The sequence below is a fragment of the Pseudomonas sp. 3A(2025) genome, from assembly GCF_054589175.1.
Genome location: NZ_BAAILM010000113.1, coordinates 430,595 through 449,090 on the forward strand (window position 1 = coordinate 430,595; position 18,496 = coordinate 449,090).

The window sequence follows — 18,496 nt, forward strand, 5'->3', positions numbered from 1 at the left end:
AGATGGGTTTTTTCTGTCTGGGAGGTATCAGACCACAGGCTTGGTGGTATTCACCGGAGCCGGGCCTTCAGCAACACCCAGGTCGTCTTCGTGGCGGGTTTCAACGATGGTGGTACCACCGGAAGCCAGCTCGGACTGCAGCTTGTTGGTGTCCAGCTCGCCAACCCACTTGGCGACAACCACGGTAGCGACAGCGTTACCAACCAGGTTGGTCAGGGCACGGGCTTCGGACATGAAGCGGTCGATACCCAGGATCAGCGCCAGACCGGCAACCGGCAGGTGACCTACGGCCGACAGGGTTGCAGCCAGAACGATGAAGCCGCTACCGGTCACGCCAGCAGCCCCTTTGGAGGACAACAGCAGCACCAGCAACAGGGTGATCTGGTGGGTGATGTCCATTTCGGTGTTGGTCGCCTGAGCGATGAACACAGCGGCCATGGTCAGGTAGATCGAGGTACCGTCGAGGTTGAACGAGTAACCGGTCGGGATCACCAGACCCACTACCGATTTCTGTGCACCCAGGCGCTCCATTTTGATCAGCATGCGTGGCAGGGCCGATTCCGAGGAGGAAGTACCCAGCACGATCAGCAGCTCTTCACGGATGTAGCGCACCAGCTTCAACACGCTGAAACCGTGAGCGCGGCAGATGGCGCCCAGCACCAGAACCACGAACAGGAAGCAGGTGATGTAGAAGCAGATCATCAACTGGCCCAGCTGCACCAGCGAGCTGACACCGTACGCACCGATGGTGAAGGCCATGGCACCGAAGGCACCGATCGGGGCGAGCTTCATGATCATGTTGATGATGTTGAACATCACATGGGCGAAGCGATCGATGAAATCCAGCACCGGACGGCCGTAGGCACCCAGGCGATGCAGGGCGAAGCCGAAGATCACCGAGAACATCAGCACTTGCAGGATGTCGCCGTTGGCGAAGGCGCCGACGATGGTGTTCGGGATCACGTTGAGGATAAAGCCGACAACGCTCTGGTCTTTACTGGCCGTGACGTAAGCCGCGATCTTGGAGGCGTCGAGGGTGCTGACGTCGATGTTCATGCCGGCGCCCGGCTGAACGACGTTGACCACGATCAGGCCGATAACCAGGGCCAGGGTGGAAACGATTTCGAAGTACAGCAGCGCATAACCACCGGTCTTGCCGACCGATTTCATGTTCTGCATGCCGGCGATGCCGCTGACGACGGTACAGAAGATGATGGGGGCGATGACCATTTTGATCAGTTTGATGAATCCGTCACCCAGCGGCTTGAGGGCCTTGCCGGTGTCCGGATAGAAGTGACCGATGAGAATACCGATCACGATGGCCACGATGACCTGGAAATACAGAGTTTTGTAGAAAGGCTGACGAGTCGTCATTGCAGTTATCCTCAAGGGCTTCGCCGCACAGTTCATCTGATGCTTGCGTTGCCTATAAAGCGTAACCCTCCTGCACTGGAGGGATTTGTTTTGTCGAGCTGCGCGTGGCAGACATCTGCGACTTGTATAGCAACAGCTGTGCCAGCCTTTGATTTTTTCTGTAAAGCCCCACCCGGCAAGGGCCGTACTTATGAAACTAGACGTTTCTGAGGAGAGTGCATGGCGGATTTCCGCCGGATTCAAAAAAAATCCGGCGAGGGGTGGCGGGTATCCGCCAGAATCATTCCGCCATGAAATGGATACGGAACAACGCGCCGCCCAGTGGTGAGTCTTCCAGGGTCAGGTGAGCGTTGTAGCTTTCGATAATGTCCTTGACCACCGCCAGGCCAATGCCCTGCCCCGGGTTCTGCCGGTCCAGACGCTCGCCCCGTTGCAGGATGCGCGCGCGCTGGTTCGGCGGCACGCCCGGCCCGTCATCCTCGACACACAGCTCGTCACCGCCCGGGCTGCTGACGAAGCTGACGCGCACTTCACCCAGGCATAGCCGGTAGGCGTTTTCCAGCAGGTTGCCGAGCATTTCCATCAGCGCCGCCTCTTCCATGGGCACCTGCCCGTGCTCTGGCAGGTCGAGGCTGACCCTGACTTCCTTGTCGCGATAGACCTTCTGCAAGGTGTTACACAGGCTTTCGACCACCGGCCGCAACTTGACGTGATAACGCACCAGGCCGCTCTTGCGCAGGCTGGCACGTTGCAACTGATAGCCGATCTGCTGACTCATGCGCTCGATCTGCGATTGCAGCACCCGCGCCTGCTCGACATCCTCAGGGCGCTTGGCGATGTTCTCGCTGACCCCCTGCAATACCGCCAGCGGGGTTTTCAGACTGTGCGCCAGATCGCCCAGCGAGTCGCGATAACGAATACGCTGCTCACGCTCGCTGCGCAGCAGGCGGTTGAGCGAGCCGGTCAGGCGCAGCAGTTCACTGGGGTGGTCTTCACCCAGGCTGTCGCGCGCCCCGGCTTCCACCTGGTCAAGCTCCTTGCTGACGCCCTTGAGCGCGCGCAAACCCCAGGTCAGGCCCAGCCACAACAAGCCGAGCAACACCACCAGCGCCGCACCGAAGCCCAGATAAAGCTTCTTGCGCAACTCGCCGACGGTTTCCTGATAGCCGCGCAAGGACTGCACGGCAACAATGCTGAACGCCACATTACGACCGCCCAGCAGGCGAATTTCGACGTCATAGACAAAGAACTCTTCGCCTTCGGCATTCTTGATCCGCGTGAATTTGCTGCCCTGGCCGTCGTAGTACGGGTGGTAGTTGATGTCTTCGGCCTCGGCCGCCAGCGAGCGCCACACCAGTTGACCCTGGCGGTTATAGATGTAGCCCAGCAGGCGACTGCCCGGCAGGTTGAACTGCTCACCGGGCAACAGCGACGGCATCAGCAAATGGCCGCCCTCGACCCGTGCCGCAGAAATCAGCGTGGTCACATCCGAGGCCAGACGCTGTTCGATGGCACCGCGCAGCGCCATGCTGAAGCCGCCTTGCAGGGCCGGCAGCATCAGCAGCATGAAAATCACGGCAAGGGTCGCTGCGCCCAGCATCAGGCGCAGGCGCAACGAACGGATCATGTACAGCGCTCAGTAAACAGATAGCCCATGCCGCGCACGGTTTCGATCGGCTTGAAGGCCGCAGCGGTGTCGAGTTTGCGGCGCAAGCGGCCGACCAGCACCTCGATCACGTTCGGGTCGCGCTCATCGTCATCGGGGTACAACTGCTCCATGAGCCGCTCTTTGGGCACCACTTGCTGATGATGCAGCATGAGGTACTCGAGAATCCGGTACTCATAGGCGGTCAGCGCCAGCGGCTGCTCTTGCAGGGTCGCCTGCTTGCGGTTGAGGTCCAGCAGCAAGGGGCCGGCGGTAATAGTCGACTGTATGAAGCCACTGGAGCGGCGCAACAAGGCATTGAGCCGCGCTTCGAGCTCTTCGAACTGGAACGGCTTGACCACATAGTCGTCGGCACCGGCCGCCAGGCCCTCGACCTTGTCCTGCCAGTTACCGCGTGCGGTCAGTATCAGAATCGGGAAGGCCTTGCCCAGCGTGCGTAACTGACGAATCAGGTCCAGCCCGCCAAGCCCGGGCAGGCCCAGGTCGATCACCGCCAGGTCATGATTGAACTGTCCGACCTGATACAACGCCTCCTCGGCATTGGCCACCGCTTCCACCACGTGCCCCGCTTCGCTCAAGCGCGTGCGCAAGTGATGGCGCAACAGCGCCTCATCCTCGACCACCAACAACTTCATGCAGCTCTCCTCGATCCGTGAACGCCCATGATAACGGCCCTGGGCGACGACGCTATGACTTCACAGTAATGGCCAGGCCCTGAACTTCAACTGAACACCTGCCGTGCATCACGATAAGCAAATCGGCTAGGCTTGGCACTCCAGGGTGCCTCTAAAAACGTAGGCGAGGCAGCGCAAGGCAAAAACAGGCGAGACACGGTCGGAGTCGCGCACGACTTTACGGGTTGTAAATGAGCATGTTGAGCCTGTTTTTAACGCAGCGTTGACAACGCAGGTAGGTTTTAGAGGTGCCCTCCAGCCAACGTTGAAAAGGATTTACACATGCGTGTCTTGATTGGATTGACCCTCATGGGCCTGACCGGACTGGCTCAGGCAGCGATCAAAACCGAGCAGGTCAATTACAAGAGTAGCGATGGTACGCAACTGGTGGCCTATTACGCTTACGACGACGCGATCAAGGGCCAGCGCCCAGGTGTACTGGTGGTACACGAATGGTGGGGCCTGAACGACTACGCCAAGCGCCGCGCCCGTGATCTCGCAGAACTGGGCTACAGCGCCATGGCCATCGACATGTACGGCGACGGCAAGAACACCGAACACCCCAAGGACGCCCTGGCCTTCATGCAGGCGGCCCTGAAGGACAGCGAGGCGGCAAACCAGCGCTTCGATGCCGGCCTTGAACAACTGAAAAAACAGCCGCAGACCAACCCGGACAAAATTGCCGCCATCGGCTACTGCTTCGGCGGCAAAGTCGTGCTCGATGCCGCCCGTCGCGGCGAGCCACTGGCCGGCGTGGTCAGCTTCCACGGCGCACTGGCCGCGCAAAGCCCGGCCAAGGCTGGCATCAAAGTGCCGCTGCTGGTCGAACATGGTGCCAGCGACAGCATGGTCACGGCCAAGGACGTTGCCGCGTTCAAACAGGAAATGGACGCAGCCGGTGCCGACTATAAATTCGTCAGTATCGAAGGCGCCAAGCATGGCTTTACCAACCCTGATGCCGATCGCTTGAGCCATGGCGACCACGGCGGCCCGGATATCGGCTACAGCAAGACCGCCGATCAGAGCTCCTGGGCGGACATGCAGGCATTCTTCAAGAAGATATTTGGTTGATGACAGCCCTGCCCGACTGCTGCCCCGATCTCAAGCCGGACTGGCCGCTTCATCAGCCCTTGAAAGGGGTGGTATTGATAAGCGCTCACTTCGATCCGAAACAGCTGACGCCAGACGACTGGCAACGCTGCCGAATCGAGCCGCCGGCCAGCATCCAGCGCTCGGTCGCCAAGCGCCAGACCGAGTTTCTTGCCGGGCGCCTGTGCGCCCGTGAAGCGTTGCGCCGGCTCGATGGGCGCGTGCAGGTGCCGGCCATCGGTGAGGACCGCGCACCGGTCTGGCCGCCCGATATTTGCGGCTCGATCACCCACAGCACCGGCTGGGCCGCCGCCATCGTTGCGCCGCAAACACAGTGGCGCGGCCTGGGCCTGGATGCCGAGCACTTGCTTGACGCCGAACGTGCCAGCCGTCTGGCCGGCGAAATCCTGACCGCCGATGAGCTGGCGCGCATGCAGGCGTTACCGGCAGATCAGAAGGCGCTGTGCGTCACCCTGACCTTCTCGATCAAAGAGGCGCTGTTCAAGGCGCTTTACCCGCTGGTGGGCAAGCGTTTCTATTTCGAGGATGCGCAGGTGCTGGACTGGTCGGCCGATGGCCAGGTACGTCTGGGCCTGCTGTGCGACCTGTCCGAAGAGTGGCATCACGGCAAGCAGTTGCAGGGCCAGTTCAGCCTGCACAACGACCACCTGCTGAGCCTGGTGGCCATCGCGCTGTGATTCAGCCCGGCAGCGGGCAATGCTCGCAGCGTCCCACCCATTCCACCTGATAGCTCAGGCAACAGGCGCGCCGCTGACGACGCGGCTCGCCGCTTGCCTGCGGCACATAGGCCACGCTATTAAACAACGGATTAACCCGCCCGTCGGCACGCCGTGGAAGATCCAGCAATGGCCAGCCATCACGGGCAAGGGCCGGGTCGCGACGCTCAAGGCGTGTCAGGCATTGCTCCAGCGTGTCACCGACGCTGCTCCACAACACCGCTCGCGGCAACTTGCCGTAAGCGCCCAACACCTCGATGAACGGCCGTAGATTGTCGTCCAGCAAATCGGCAAAGCGCTGTAGCGGCTTATCGCCCGCACAGCCACCTGCCGCCCCTTGACCGAGAAACCTGATGCCTTGCGGCACACCGCGCTCATCCAGCGCCAGGGCGATATGCGCCAGCGTCAACGGCCAATGCCAGCCATGGACCAGATTGGCCACCAGCACCGGTGGGATCAACAGCGTGAAATAGTACTTGGCCCACTGCGAGACCAGCACCGGCTTGTGGCTGGCCATCAATTCCGGGCCATACACACTGTCGAGCAATGCATCCAGTCGCCCGGCTGCCAATAGCGTTGGCAGCGGGACACCACCCTCGCCTCGCACACCTTGCCCGAAGGGCTGCAGCTCATCGTCGAACAACCTCTGGGTCATGGCATTCCTTTTTCGACTTTCAGTGCGATGCACGACACATGCCATACCGCCCTTGCACATTACAAATTCTGTGATAGGGTTCGCGCCCGCAAAATTCAGTGTCATCTCGTCGGCAAACAGAAAAAAACAGGCAAGGACAGCCCGCCCATAAGTTATGCGGGCTGAGGCCTAATCATGCACAGCTTTACTCACAACCTATCCACAGGCAGCACCGGACAGTGCGTTGAACTGATGTGCAAAACGCATTATCTTGTAGCCCCTGGGCGAAACAGACCCTAGATGTAGGGTTTGCGCCAAAAATCCCGATCACAACTCCAGGCCATATTTCAAGCCTTTTTATCACGCCTGCGAGGTTGAACTTACCACCGGTTTCACAGACCAATCGCTCACGCGCAAGGTCAAAGGTCGCAGAACCACCACTACGCATGTTCTGCAATAACCAGCCGGCACTCTTCAAAAGATTTCCAGGCACCGGGCGCTCACCCGGTGCCTTTGATTTTCAAGCCGGGGAGCGGCGCCCACCCCTCCTCAAGCCGGTAACCGCCGGCACGGTGGGCAGTCATGCCCGAACATACTCAAAGAACTGTGGAGACCCCCATGCAGACAGACACAACTCGCGAGAATCAGCCGGCCAGCGCGCCGCACGCGAGCCAGGCCCAACAGGACCTGAGCGCGACCGCACCCGGTCAATTGCGTGTCATCAAGCGTAACGGCACTGTCGTCCCGTACACCGACGACAAGATCACCGTCGCCATCACCAAGGCGTTCCTCGCAGTTGAAGGCGGTACCGCCGCCGCTTCGTCGCGCATTCATGACACCGTTGCCCGCCTGACCGAACAGGTCACCGCGACCTTCAAGCGGCGCATGCCTTCGGGCGGCACCATCCACATCGAAGAAATCCAGGACCAGGTCGAACTCGCCCTGATGCGTGCCGGCGAGCAGAAAGTTGCCCGCGACTACGTCATCTACCGTGATTCGCGCGCCAAAGAGCGTGCCGGTCGCGCCGGCAGCGAAGCCGCCGTCAAGCCGCACCCGTCGATCCGCATCACCCGCCCCGACGGCAGCCTCGAGCCGCTGGACATGGCGCGCCTGAACACCATCGTCACCGAAGCCTGCGAAGGCCTGGCCGAAGTCGACTCGCACCTGATCCAGAACGAAACGCTGAAAAACCTCTACGACGGCGTGGCCATCAAGGACGTCAACACCGCCCTGGTGATGACCGCCCGTACCCTGGTCGAGCGCGAGCCGAACTACTCGTACGTCACCGCCCGCCTGCTGATGGACACCCTGCGTGCCGAAGCCCTGAGCTTCCTGGACGTGGCCGAGAGCGCCACCCACCACGAGATGGTCGACCTGTACGCCAAGGCCCTGCCTGCCTACATCGCCACCGGTATCGAAAACGAGCTGCTCGACCCCGAGCTTGCCAGGTTCGACCTGGAAAAACTCGGCAAGGCCATCAACCACGAGCGTGACCAGCAGTTCACCTACCTGGGCCTGCAGACCCTTTACGACCGTTACTTCATCCACAAGGACGGCGTACGTTTCGAACTGCCGCAGATCTTCTTCATGCGCGTGGCCATGGGCCTTGCCATCGAAGAGAAGCAGCGTGAAGACCGCGCCATCGCGTTCTACAACCTGCTGTCGTCGTTCGACTACATGTCGTCGACCCCGACCCTGTTCAACGCCGGTACCCTGCGTCCACAGCTGTCGAGCTGCTACCTGACCACCGTGCCGGACGACCTGTCGGGCATTTACCACGCGATCCACGACAACGCCATGTTGTCCAAATTCGCCGGTGGCCTGGGCAACGACTGGACGCCAGTGCGCGCGCTGGGCTCTTACATCAAGGGCACCAACGGCAAATCCCAGGGCGTCGTGCCGTTCCTCAAAGTGGTCAACGACACCGCCGTGGCGGTCAACCAGGGCGGCAAGCGCAAGGGCGCTGTCTGTGCCTACCTGGAAACCTGGCACATGGACATCGAAGAGTTCATCGAGCTGCGCAAGAACACCGGTGATGACCGTCGTCGTACCCACGACATGAACACCGCCAACTGGATTCCCGACCTGTTCATGAAGCGCGTCTTCGACGACGGCCCGTGGACCCTGTTCTCGCCATCGGAAGTGCCAGACCTGCACGACCTGACCGGCAAGGCCTTCGAAGAGCGTTACGAGTACTACGAAGCCCTGAGCCAGTACCCAGGCAAGATCAAGCTGTTCAAGACCATCCAGGCCAAGGATCTGTGGCGCAAGATGCTCTCGATGCTGTTCGAAACCGGCCACCCATGGCTGACCTTCAAGGACCCGTGCAACCTGCGCAGCCCGCAGCAGCACGTCGGCGTGGTCCACAGCTCGAACCTGTGCACCGAGATCACCCTGAACACCAACAAGGATGAGATCGCGGTCTGCAACCTGGGCTCGATCAACCTGCCGAACCACATCGTCGACGGCAAGCTGGACACCGCCAAGCTCAAGCGCACCATCGATGTCGCCGTGCGCATGCTCGACAACGTGATCGACATCAACTACTACTCGGTACCGCAGGCACGCAACTCCAACCTGCGTCACCGTCCGGTCGGCCTGGGCATCATGGGCTTCCAGGACGCCCTGTACCTGCAGCACATTCCTTACGGTTCCGACGCGGCCGTGCAGTTCGCCGACGCCTCGATGGAAGCGGTCAGCTACTACGCCATCCAGGCCTCCTGCGACCTGGCCGACGAGCGCGGCGCCTACGAGACGTTCCAGGGTTCGCTGTGGTCCAAAGGCATCCTGCCGCTGGATTCGCAACAACTGCTGATCGAAGCACGTGGCCAGAAGTACATCGATGTCGACCTCAAAGAAAGCCTCGACTGGGCACCGGTTCGTGCCCGTGTACAGAAAGGCATTCGTAACTCCAATATCATGGCCATCGCACCGACCGCCACCATCGCCAACATCACCGGCGTGTCGCAGTCGATCGAACCGACCTACCAGAACCTGTACGTGAAATCGAACCTGTCGGGCGAATTCACCGTGATCAACCCGTACCTGGTTCGCGACCTCAAGGCCCGCGACCTGTGGGACTCGGTCATGATCAACGACCTCAAGTACTACGACGGTTCGGTGCAGCAGATCGAGCGCATCCCGCAAGAACTGAAAGAGCTGTACGCCACCGCCTTCGAAGTGGACGCCCGCTGGATCGTCGACGCGGCCAGCCGTCGCCAGAAATGGATCGACCAGGCCCAGTCGCTGAACCTGTACATCGCCGGCGCTTCGGGCAAGAAGCTGGACGTGACCTACCGCATGGCCTGGTACCGTGGTCTGAAAACCACTTACTACCTCCGTGCCCTGGCCGCGACCAGCACCGAGAAGTCGACCATCAACACCGGCAAGCTCAACGCCGTATCCAGCGGTGGCCACGGCCCGGACGACTCGTCCATCGCCGCCCCACGCCCAAGCGAAGCAGCGCCAGCCGGTCCTGCTCCAGTGCCGAAAGCGTGTGCCATTGACGAGCCGGATTGCGAAGCCTGCCAATAAGGTTTGACTGAGCGATACCACAAGCCCCGCCTGCTTCTTTTGAAGCAGGCGGGGCTTTTTTGTGCCCTGACATATGTATTTTTGGCTACACTTGCACCTTTGTCACAGCCGAGGCCGCCTCATGTCCACGCCCTCCCTGGAAACCAAAAAGGCCTACTGCGCCAAGACCCGAAAATCCAATTACGCCGCCAGCCTGCGTCTTGAAGGTTTTGACAGCAGCCCATCCGATGTAGAACGAGCACGCCCTACTCGCGAGCAACTGCTTAAAACCTACCGCGCCAACAAAGCCTGATGCTTGATAAATATGGTACCGGTCAAGACCCTTACTGCTATCCAGGCACCCAAGTGCTGCGTAATAGCCTTGGTATCAAAGACGATTCAACGCTGGCACAAGCCGAGCGCGCGCTGTCAGAGCTGGCTGCCGACGCTATCGACTTTGCCCTTCCACCGTACAATCTTGCCTATCTGAAAAGTCTCCACAAACGACTGTTTTCAGACCTGTACGACTGGGCCGGAGAGTTACGCACAGTCGACATTTCCAAATCAACGACACACTTTTGTACCGTATCGCGCATCGAACCCGAGGCCAATAAACTGTTCGATGCTCTGGCACGCGCCAACTGGTTCGAAGGCATGAGTCGCCCAGTACTGATAAGCGCCAGTGCAGAGCTGTTTGGCGACCTCAACATGGTGCACCCGTTTCGTGAAGGTAACGGCAGATCCCAGCGCATTCTGTTTGAACACCTCATCGTCAATGCAGGCTATGAAATCGACTGGTGGGGAATCGAAATGAATCAGTGGATACAGGCCAATATCGATGCAGTGGTGTGCGACTACCGCGCCATGTGTGCCGTGTTTGAACGGTGCATAGGTCAACCTCTCCGATAGCGCCATTCGTCGTTTGCAACACAATCGGTAAATGTCCGTATGCAGACGTAATGGCTAATCGCGAATCACCGCTTACCGCAGCCAACTCAAGGCCTGAAACCCTGATCAGGGTCAGAACCTCACTCTCTTTTGATGGTCAGAATCCTGCCAATGCACAGGCAGTGAGTACATCGTCATGAAACTATATGTTGTGCCCAGCATCAAAAAGAAACACAATATGGACCCTTTCCATGTCACCACAAGTGTTTTCCCCGACGGGAAAAATCACCCTGTAGACACTCGAAAGACAGCCACTTTCTCAGACTGATTTTCTGAACGGTTTAAGGCAGCGCGGCGCAATATTCTGTATAATCCGCGCCCTCGATCCGGGGGTACTCATATGACCAATGGCGTACGCAAGGCCGGCTCATCGGAATCCAGCACGGATTCGAATCTCAGGTTCGCCTGCCGCTGTCAGCGTCGTAGCGTCCCGGACCACACGCACAGTCTCCCGGATCCAGCACCTTAGAACACCCGAGATTACTTTTCCGTTGCCAGCCGCAGCATCGCAACGCTGGCAACGCATACTTCAAAATCCATTGGTCATCCTCAAGGTGACCCTCTCGCAGGAGATGTAACCCATGCTGAGCTGGGACGAATTCGACAAGGACGACGGCGATGTCATCGCCGCCAAACCCAACCAGGCCACCCAGGCCCATGAAGCGGCCATGGACCGCCTCGACAGCGCCGGTGGTGCTGCAGCCAAGGAAGCGCGCGCTGTCACCGCCGCCGACTCGGCCGCACTGGTCCGCGCCAAGCAAGCCCTGGACGCTCTGGATGTCGCTGAAGGCCTGGCTGAACTCGAAGGCGCCTCGGCCCGCGTTGCGGTCGACGAGAAGCGCATGATCAACTGCCGCGCCGACCTCAACCAGCTCGTGCCCTTCAAGTACGACTGGGCCTGGCAGAAGTACCTCGACGGCTGCGCCAACCACTGGATGCCGCAAGAGGTCAACATGACCGCCGACATCGCCCTGTGGAAAGACCCCGAAGGCCTGACCGACGACGAGCGCCGCATCGTCCTGCGTAATCTGGGCTTCTTCTCGACCGCCGACTCGCTGGTTGCCAACAACCTGGTGCTGGCCGTGTACCGCCTGATCACTAACCCGGAATGCCGCCAGTACATCCTGCGCCAGGCGTTCGAAGAGGCGATCCACACCCACGCCTACCAGTACTGCATCGAATCGCTGGCCATGGATGAAGGCGAGATCTTCAACATGTACCACGAGATTCCATCGGTCGCCAAAAAGGCAGCCTGGGGCCTGAAGTACACCCGTTCGATCTCCGACCCGGAATTCAAGACAGGCACCGTCGAGACCGACAAGGAACTGCTGCGCAACCTGATCGCCTACTACTGCGTACTCGAAGGCATCTTCTTCTATTGCGGCTTTACCCAGATCCTGTCGATGGGTCGCCGCAACAAGATGACCGGCGTTGCCGAGCAGTTCCAGTACATCCTGCGCGACGAGTCCATGCACCTGAACTTCGGCATCGACGTGATCAACCAGATCAAGATCGAAAACCCGCACCTGTGGGATGCCGAGATGAAAGAAGAAGCCACGCAGATGATCCTGCAAGGCACCCAGCTTGAAATCGAATACGCCCGCGACACCATGCCGCGCGGCGTACTGGGCATGAACGCGGCGATGATGGAGGACTACCTCAAGTTCATCGCCAACCGCCGCCTGACCCAGATTGGCCTGAAAGAAGAGTATCCGGGCACCACTAACCCGTTCCCGTGGATGAGCGAGATCATGGACCTCAAGAAGGAGAAGAACTTCTTCGAGACCCGCGTGATCGAGTATCAGACTGGTGGGGCGTTGAGCTGGGATTGATCGGCTCGCGATGAACAAAAAAGCCAGGCGCGCAAGCGACCTGGCTTTTTTGTGGGACAACGCTTACCGGTCAGGGCATCACTGGCGGCGTATACGTCAGGGTCAACGAAAACACCCAGAGCATGAACATCACCAGCGGCAGGTGCACCAGCAACTGGGTGAACGTAAAGCCCACCATGTCGCGGGCCTTGATGCCCAGTACGCCCAACAGCGGCAGCATCCAGAACGGGTTGATCAGGTTCGGCAACGCCTCGGCGGCGTTGTAGACCTGCACCGTCCAGCCCAGGTGCATTTGCAGCTCGTTGGCTGCCTGCATCACATAGGGCGCTTCGATGATCCATTTGCCACCGCCAGATGGAATGATGAACCCCAATACCGCCGAGTACATGCCCATGACCACAGCGAAATTGTCCTTGTCGGCAATCGACACGAAGGCAGCGGCAATATGATGTGAAAGCGTGGCACCATCGCTGCCGGCGGCCTTGGTGAGGATGAAGGCAATCGAGCCGTACAACGGGAACTGGATCAATACGCCGGCCACCGAAGGTACCGAGCGTGACACCGCCCGCAGGAAACGCTTGGGTCGCCAGCACAGCAGCATGCCGATCAGCAGGAACAGCAGGTTGTAGGTGTTGAGGTTGGAAATCGCGAACACCGGATCCTTGGTGGAGAACTCGCGAAACACCCACACCGCCCCTAGCGCTACCACCAGCAAGGTCAGCAACGGACTGTATTCCAGCCACTCGCCGGGGCGCTGTTTAGGCGGTAAATCGTCGCTTTCCTGCGACAAATCGACCCCCATGTCCTGCGCGGTACGGGCCCGCTCCGGCGATGGCGCACTGGCCCAGGCGACCAGCATCGAGACCACCATCAAAATCACCGCCATCAGCATCGACTGCCAGAGGAAGATCGTCTCGGAAAAGGGAATGACGCCCGTGATGTCCAGCAGCGACTTGGGCAGGCTGGCCGGGTTGGCCTGGATCTGCGCGGCGGCTGAACTCAAGCCCAGTGCCCAGGTAGCCCCGATGCCCAGATAGGCTGCGGCGCTGGCGGCGCGGTAGTCCATGCGCAGCGCCTGGCGACGGGCGATGGCACGCACCAGCAGACTGCTGAAGATCATGCTGATTGCCCAATTGAACAACGAGCAGAACATACTCACGAACGCGATGAAGGTGATCGCCCCCCGTGCGGTTTTGGGCAAGGCGGCCATGCGCTCGATCAAGGCAGACGCCGGCGGTGATACGGCCACCACATAACCGGAAATAGCCACCACCGCCATCTGCATGGTGAACGGGATCAGGCTCCAGTAGCCATCGCCGAAGGCGCCGGCCACCGAGGTGATGGACGCGCCACCGGCCAGTGCACCGATGGCCACCAGGACCACTGCCAGCACGGCAAAAATGTAGGAATCGGGAAACCAGCGCTCGGACCAGTTGGACACGCTCACGGCGATCCACTCGAAGAAACCCGGCTTGGGCTGGGGCTCAGTCGTATCAGTGCGTATCAAAGTATCTTGCATAGCTGTCTTCCTCTTGTGTTGGTTGGGCTGGACAGGCAGTAACTGAAAAGGATGCTTGATCTAATTGTTATGAGTGATTCGAGTACACCAACTGCGCCGCGGCGAGGTCCTCCAGGGCAGTGCCCACTGCTTTGAACACAGTGATTTGCTGCGCATCGCTGCGCCCCGGATGACGGCCCTGGCACAGGCCTGCCAGATCGGCGAGTACGCGGGTGGCGGCGAATACACCGCTGTTGATGGGTTCCAGCAGGTCACCGGCCTTGAGCAGCGCCTCGTCGGTATCGATGAATACACAGGTATCGCTGAAGCACGCGTCATCGGTCTCGCGCATCTGCGGTGTGAAACCGCCGATCAGGTCCAGATGCGTGCCGGGGCGCAGCCATGCACGCTGAATCAGCGGTGCAGTCGACAAGGTGGCGCAGGTGACGATATCTACCTGGGCACAGGCCGCTTGCAGGTCGGGGGCGACTTCGGCGTCGAAGCCTTCGGCTTGCAAGCGCTCGCACAGCACCTGAGCCTGGGTCTTATTGATGTCCCAGACCCGGACGCGCTCGATGGCTCGCACGCTGCGATAGGCTGCGGCCAGCAAGCTGCCGACCCGGCCAGCGCCGACCACCAGCAGGCTGCGGGCATCTTCACGCGCCAGTCTCGACGCTGCCAGCGCAGAGGCGGCAGCGGTGCGCCGCGAGGTAATCTCGTTGCCGTCGATCAGCGCCAGCGGTACGCCGCTGGTCGCGTCGTACAACATGTAGGTGGAATGCAGGCCCGGCAGTTGCCGCTGTGCGTTTTCCGGATAGACCGCAACGGTCTTGAGCCCGAAATAGTGCGTGTTCCAGGCAGGCATCAGCAACACCGTCGCGCGGCTGCCTGCTTGTGCCGAGACATCATGGATGTGCCGCAATGGCACCTGCGCAGGCGTACGAAACGCCTCACGCAACGCCGGAATCAATGTCTCGAAAGGCAACGCAGCGCGTGTTTGCCCAGTGTCGAAAATCAGCATTTCAGGGGTCTCCATCAAGCTTCCAGTGTCAATGCACTGGTGGGGATCGCCTGGCATGCCAGGCAGGTGTCATCGCTGTCGGGCGCCTGACCATGCAGGTGCGCGACATGCCCTTGGGTAATACGCACGGCACAGCTCTCGCACTGGCCCACGCGACAGCCGCTGGGCAAGCTCAGGCCCAGGCGTTCGGCAAAGTTGAGCAGGGGGCCATCGCTCGACGTCCAGGTGTGGGTGACACCGGAGCGGGCAAAGACCACATCAAACGCCTGGCCGGGCAAAATGCTGGCCGCCTGCGGCGAGCGAAATGCCTCCTGATGGACGTCCATCCTCGGTGTACCCAAGGCATCCAGCGCTTCGCCAAACGCCTTCATCATCGCCGGCGGACCGCATTGATAGATCAGGGGGCGCTGCCTGAGCAGGGCCTTGGGCACCTGGACCAGAGACATCCATCCCTTGAACTGGTAGTCCACCCCCTCACGGTCTTCGGGACGCGGGGCGCTGTAAACATTGATCACCTGCACGCGTGGCAAGCGTTTGGCCAACGCCTCGATGCGTGACTTGAAGGCGTGGGTGGCGGCGTCGCGATTGCCATACAGCAGCACGATCGGCGGGCCGCACTGATCGGGCGGCAAGGATTCGAGCAAGTTGAGGAACGGCGTGATGCCGATGCCACCGGCAATCAGCAACAGCGCGCGACGCCCCTCGGTGGGCATGACGAAGTTACCGGCCGGCATGCGCAGTTCGACCCGATCCCCCAGAGCCAGGCCTTGATGCACAAAGCTGGACATCAACCCTTGCACCGGCTTGCCCTCCTCGTCCTTGCCCACGGCATGGCGCACCGCAATGCTGTAGCCGCGCCGTCCGGCCAGTCGGGCCGGACCGGTCAGCGAGTAGGAGCGCAACAGCGGCCCCTCGGACGTCTGCACTTGCAAGGTCAAGTGCTGGCCGGGCAGGAAGTCAGGCACCTGACCACCGTCGTCGGTCTCGAAATACACCCCCATGACATCGCGCGCCTCAAGCACGAGAGCGCTGACGATAAAGGTGCGAAAGCCTTCCCAGCGCCGCAACAGGTCGGGTTGTTGCGGATCGCGTATGACCTGACAACGTGCTCCGCGCAGCGGCGATGAGCCACTGATCGGGTCCTGACGCACCTCGCTGATCAGCGCATTGAAGTTGCTGCCCGAATTGCCAATGGGCAGTTCACCCTGCCCCATCACTTCGCAGGCCTGCCACCAACCGTGCTCGCCCAGCACCACGGCCGGATGCAGGTTGGCACTGATGCGCGCAGTGAAACGTGCCTGGCCCTGTGGCGTACTGAGGAGCACCCGGTCGCCGTTATCGATACCCCGCTCACCGGCCAGTTGCGGAGATATTTCCAGTACCGGCTGCGGCGCCTTCTTGCGTAGCGAAGCCAGGCTGCGGTGCTGGCTATGGCAGTAATAACCGTTCTTGGCTGAACTGAGCAGCAACGGAAAGGCCGCCTCCAGCACCGGATTTTCCTGCCCTTCGAGGGCGCGCGGCAACGGCGCATAACCATGCTGCAACAGCCGTTCCGAGTAGAGTTCCACCAGCCCGCTGGGCGTATTGAACGCGCTGCCACGCGGGCGCTGGCTGAAGGCACGCTCACGGTTCTCGGCAGGTACGGCAATGCCTTGCGGCTGATTGCGCAGTTGCGCGACGCTCAAGCCGGTCGGCGCCAGCATGTGGTCCCAGCCCTTCTCCAGCGAACCGCCAAAGAAGTGTTCGCCCAGCCCCAGGCGCTCGGCCAGCGCAAACACCAGTTCGCAATCGGAACGCGATTGTCCTTGGGCCGGCACCATCTGCTGGCGAAGTTGCACCCACTGCTCGGCTCGCTCGCTGGTCTCAAAGCCGATGCGCAGGCCTTCGCGCTCCCAGGGGGTGTTCATCGGCAACAGCAGGTCGGCGTAACGGGCACTGGGCGACTCGAACAGGTCGCAATGCACATAGAAGTCGAGTTTTTCCAATGCCTCGCGACCCAAGTGGGTTTCCGGCTGCGATACCAGCAGGTTGGTGCCGAACGCCATCAACGTACGAATGGCATACGGCTGCTCGTACACAATCGCCTGGTAAAGGCTACGGGCGGTGATCCAGCCCTGGCTCGGCGGCCCCAGCGGGCGCTCGCTCAAACCCAGTGCCTTGGCACGCTGCTCTGGCGCCAGCAGTTCATGACTGGCGACTGAATTGAACGGCGGCTTGTTGTACTGCCGGTTACCGCCGCATCGATCGAAACTGCCGGTCAATGCATACAGGCATGCCATGGCCCGATCGGTTTGCGAGGCATTTTCCTGCTGGCCGACACCGGACCAGGCATGAAAGGCCACACGCTTGCCGCCCCCCAGCAAGGCAGCGGTGTGCTCAAGTTGTGACGGGCTGATCCAGGCCAATTGCTCGACTCGCTCAGGCGTGTACGCGGCGCAAGCCTGGGCATAGGCGGCAAAGGCCGGCTGACAACGCAAACGCTGTCCCGCCTGGTCGAGCAGCACAACGCTGGCGTGCAACTCAGCGCTATCGAGTTGCGCAGGCGTCGCGGTCCTGGAACAGCACGCTCGACCGGCGACCCAGATCAACGCATCATCGCCTTCCAGCCCCAGATCGGCGGCACGCAGCAGCAAGCCGTTGTCCTGGCGTACCAACAAGGGTCCGTTGCTGTAATGGCGAATGAACGCTTCATCGAAGTCATGACGCTGAATCAACCGGTTGGCCAGCCCCATGGCCAGGGCCAGGTCCGCGCCTGGCTTGACCCGCAGCCAGCTGTCGGCCTGGGTGGCAAGGGAGGTTTCTCGCGGGTCGACGACGATCATCCGCGCACCGGCCTGCACGCCGGCACCAATGGCTTCGGCCTGAGCCAGCCAGGTGTTACTGGGGTTATGCCCCCACAGCAGAATCAGCTCGGCGTGGCGGTAATCGGCGGTGGGCATGCCGCAACCGAAAGTAAAGGCATGGGCATGGTCCTTGTGCCAGTTGCAGATCTCGGTGGCATAACAGGTATTGGGGCTGCCAAACAGGCGGATGAAACGCTCGATCCAGTCGATGCTGTCAGACAGCGGCGTACCGCTGGGCGTGGTCACGGCAAACCCCACTGACTCGGCACCGTGGCTATCGCGTGCCTGGCCCAGACGCAGCGCCACTTCATCCAGGGCCTGCTCCCAGGAAATCACTTTCCATCCGGGGTCGGGATGATGTTTGGGCGTGGTACGGCGCATGGGTTGCAGAATCCGGTCGGCACTGTAGACCAGTTCTGGCGCCGCCTTGCCCTTCAGGCACATGGCCTTGCCGTTAGGGTGTTGCGGGTCGGGTTGCACGGAAATCAACCGGCCCTCTTGCACACGATTGAGCGTGCCGCAACGCGAGCGGCACAGGGTGCAATAACCGGGTTTGTCCTGGAACGAGGCGCTAGTCATCTACATCAATGCCGAGGGGTAAACATCATGGCTCGATGGTATTACTGGCTCGAATGCATTGATAATTTAAAGAATGACTGCCAGGGTA

The 18,496-nt window shown here is 60.7% G+C and carries 13 protein-coding genes; 6 read left to right on the top strand and 7 right to left on the bottom strand.

Features of this window, described 5'->3' with window-relative positions:
* Nucleotides 1-27 precede the first annotated feature (27 nt).
* The 3 genes from ACYP2A_RS28605 to ACYP2A_RS28615 all read right to left on the bottom strand — a co-directional run bounded on the left by ACYP2A_RS28605 (nt 28) and on the right by ACYP2A_RS28615 (nt 3,675).
* Entirely contained in the window at nt 28-1,374 is a 1,347-nt protein-coding gene (locus tag ACYP2A_RS28605) for a dicarboxylate/amino acid:cation symporter (protein ID WP_459749287.1), read from the bottom strand.
* Between the two features lie 280 nt (nt 1,375-1,654).
* Nucleotides 1,655-3,001 (bottom strand): ATP-binding protein, encoded by a 1,347-nt coding sequence (locus ACYP2A_RS28610; protein ID WP_459749288.1) that lies wholly within the window; start codon nt 2,999-3,001, stop codon nt 1,655-1,657.
* Nucleotides 2,998-3,675 (bottom strand): response regulator, encoded by a 678-nt coding sequence (locus tag ACYP2A_RS28615; RefSeq protein WP_459749289.1) that lies wholly within the window; start codon nt 3,673-3,675, stop codon nt 2,998-3,000. Before ACYP2A_RS28615 ends, ACYP2A_RS28610 begins: the two co-directional genes overlap by 4 nt.
* 321 nt (nt 3,676-3,996) lie before the next feature.
* On the opposite strand from ACYP2A_RS28615, the gene ACYP2A_RS28620 reads away from it, so the two are divergent.
* Nucleotides 3,997-4,785, top strand: a complete 789-nt coding sequence (locus ACYP2A_RS28620) for a dienelactone hydrolase family protein (protein WP_459749290.1) — start codon at nt 3,997-3,999, stop codon at nt 4,783-4,785.
* The gene (locus tag ACYP2A_RS28625; RefSeq protein WP_459749291.1) at nt 4,785-5,501 is read left to right on the top strand and encodes a 4'-phosphopantetheinyl transferase family protein; all 717 of its coding nucleotides are present in this window, start codon (nt 4,785-4,787) and stop codon (nt 5,499-5,501) included. Before ACYP2A_RS28620 ends, ACYP2A_RS28625 begins: the two co-directional genes overlap by 1 nt.
* 1 nt (nt 5,502) lies before the next feature.
* On the opposite strand, the gene fhuF is transcribed toward ACYP2A_RS28625, so the two are convergent.
* Nucleotides 5,503-6,195 carry a siderophore-iron reductase FhuF gene (fhuF, locus tag ACYP2A_RS28630; protein WP_459749292.1) on the bottom strand — a complete coding sequence of 231 codons (693 nt, stop codon included), beginning with the start codon at nt 6,193-6,195 and terminating at the stop codon, nt 5,503-5,505.
* A gap of 597 nt (nt 6,196-6,792) precedes the next feature.
* Here fhuF and ACYP2A_RS28635 point away from each other — a divergent pair.
* The 4 genes from ACYP2A_RS28635 to ACYP2A_RS28650 all read left to right on the top strand — a co-directional run bounded on the left by ACYP2A_RS28635 (nt 6,793) and on the right by ACYP2A_RS28650 (nt 12,467).
* Nucleotides 6,793-9,708 (top strand): ribonucleoside-diphosphate reductase subunit alpha, encoded by a 2,916-nt coding sequence (locus ACYP2A_RS28635; RefSeq protein WP_459749293.1) that lies wholly within the window; start codon nt 6,793-6,795, stop codon nt 9,706-9,708.
* A 121-nt stretch (nt 9,709-9,829) separates the two neighbouring features.
* A complete protein-coding gene (locus tag ACYP2A_RS28640) occupies nt 9,830-10,000 on the top strand; it encodes a YhfG family protein (protein WP_459749294.1) in 171 nt (56 codons plus the stop codon).
* A complete protein-coding gene (locus ACYP2A_RS28645) occupies nt 10,000-10,596 on the top strand; it encodes a putative adenosine monophosphate-protein transferase Fic (protein WP_459749295.1) in 597 nt (198 codons plus the stop codon). Before ACYP2A_RS28640 ends, ACYP2A_RS28645 begins: the two co-directional genes overlap by 1 nt.
* 620 nt (nt 10,597-11,216) lie before the next feature.
* The gene (locus tag ACYP2A_RS28650; RefSeq protein WP_459749296.1) at nt 11,217-12,467 is read left to right on the top strand and encodes a ribonucleotide-diphosphate reductase subunit beta; all 1,251 of its coding nucleotides are present in this window, start codon (nt 11,217-11,219) and stop codon (nt 12,465-12,467) included.
* 70 nt (nt 12,468-12,537) lie between these two features.
* On the opposite strand, the gene ACYP2A_RS28655 is transcribed toward ACYP2A_RS28650, so the two are convergent.
* The 3 genes from ACYP2A_RS28655 to ACYP2A_RS28665 form a co-directional block, all read right to left on the bottom strand.
* Nucleotides 12,538-13,986: a short-chain fatty acid transporter gene (locus tag ACYP2A_RS28655; RefSeq protein ID WP_459749297.1), complete on the bottom strand. Its 1,449-nt coding sequence runs from the start codon at nt 13,984-13,986 to the stop codon at nt 12,538-12,540.
* Nucleotides 13,987-14,053: 67 nt separating this feature from the next.
* The gene (gene lhpI, locus ACYP2A_RS28660; RefSeq protein WP_459749298.1) at nt 14,054-15,001 is read right to left on the bottom strand and encodes a bifunctional Delta(1)-pyrroline-2-carboxylate/Delta(1)-piperideine-2-carboxylate reductase; all 948 of its coding nucleotides are present in this window, start codon (nt 14,999-15,001) and stop codon (nt 14,054-14,056) included.
* Nucleotides 15,001-18,408, bottom strand: coding sequence for a molybdopterin-dependent oxidoreductase (locus ACYP2A_RS28665; RefSeq protein ID WP_459749299.1), 3,408 nt, complete (start codon nt 18,406-18,408; stop codon nt 15,001-15,003). The genes lhpI and ACYP2A_RS28665 overlap by 1 nt, the downstream gene beginning before the upstream one ends.
* Nucleotides 18,409-18,496: the final 88 nt, after the last annotated feature.

Bases quoted from the DNA above. Each gene is read 5' to 3' on its own strand.
- ACYP2A_RS28605 (WP_459749287.1), bottom strand. From the start codon at position 1,374: ATGACGACTCGTCAGCCTTTCTACAAAACTCTGTATTTCCAGGTCATC.
- ACYP2A_RS28610 (WP_459749288.1), bottom strand. From the start codon at position 3,001: ATGATCCGTTCGTTGCGCCTGCGCCTGATGCTGGGCGCAGCGACCCTT.
- ACYP2A_RS28615 (WP_459749289.1), bottom strand. From the start codon at position 3,675: ATGAAGTTGTTGGTGGTCGAGGATGAGGCGCTGTTGCGCCATCACTTG.
- ACYP2A_RS28620 (WP_459749290.1), top strand. From the start codon at position 3,997: ATGCGTGTCTTGATTGGATTGACCCTCATGGGCCTGACCGGACTGGCT.
- ACYP2A_RS28625 (WP_459749291.1), top strand. From the start codon at position 4,785: ATGACAGCCCTGCCCGACTGCTGCCCCGATCTCAAGCCGGACTGGCCG.
- fhuF (WP_459749292.1), bottom strand. From the start codon at position 6,195: ATGACCCAGAGGTTGTTCGACGATGAGCTGCAGCCCTTCGGGCAAGGT.
- ACYP2A_RS28635 (WP_459749293.1), top strand. From the start codon at position 6,793: ATGCAGACAGACACAACTCGCGAGAATCAGCCGGCCAGCGCGCCGCAC.
- ACYP2A_RS28640 (WP_459749294.1), top strand. From the start codon at position 9,830: ATGTCCACGCCCTCCCTGGAAACCAAAAAGGCCTACTGCGCCAAGACC.
- ACYP2A_RS28645 (WP_459749295.1), top strand. From the start codon at position 10,000: ATGCTTGATAAATATGGTACCGGTCAAGACCCTTACTGCTATCCAGGC.
- ACYP2A_RS28650 (WP_459749296.1), top strand. From the start codon at position 11,217: ATGCTGAGCTGGGACGAATTCGACAAGGACGACGGCGATGTCATCGCC.
- ACYP2A_RS28655 (WP_459749297.1), bottom strand. From the start codon at position 13,986: ATGCAAGATACTTTGATACGCACTGATACGACTGAGCCCCAGCCCAAG.
- lhpI (WP_459749298.1), bottom strand. From the start codon at position 15,001: ATGGAGACCCCTGAAATGCTGATTTTCGACACTGGGCAAACACGCGCT.
- ACYP2A_RS28665 (WP_459749299.1), bottom strand. From the start codon at position 18,408: ATGACTAGCGCCTCGTTCCAGGACAAACCCGGTTATTGCACCCTGTGC.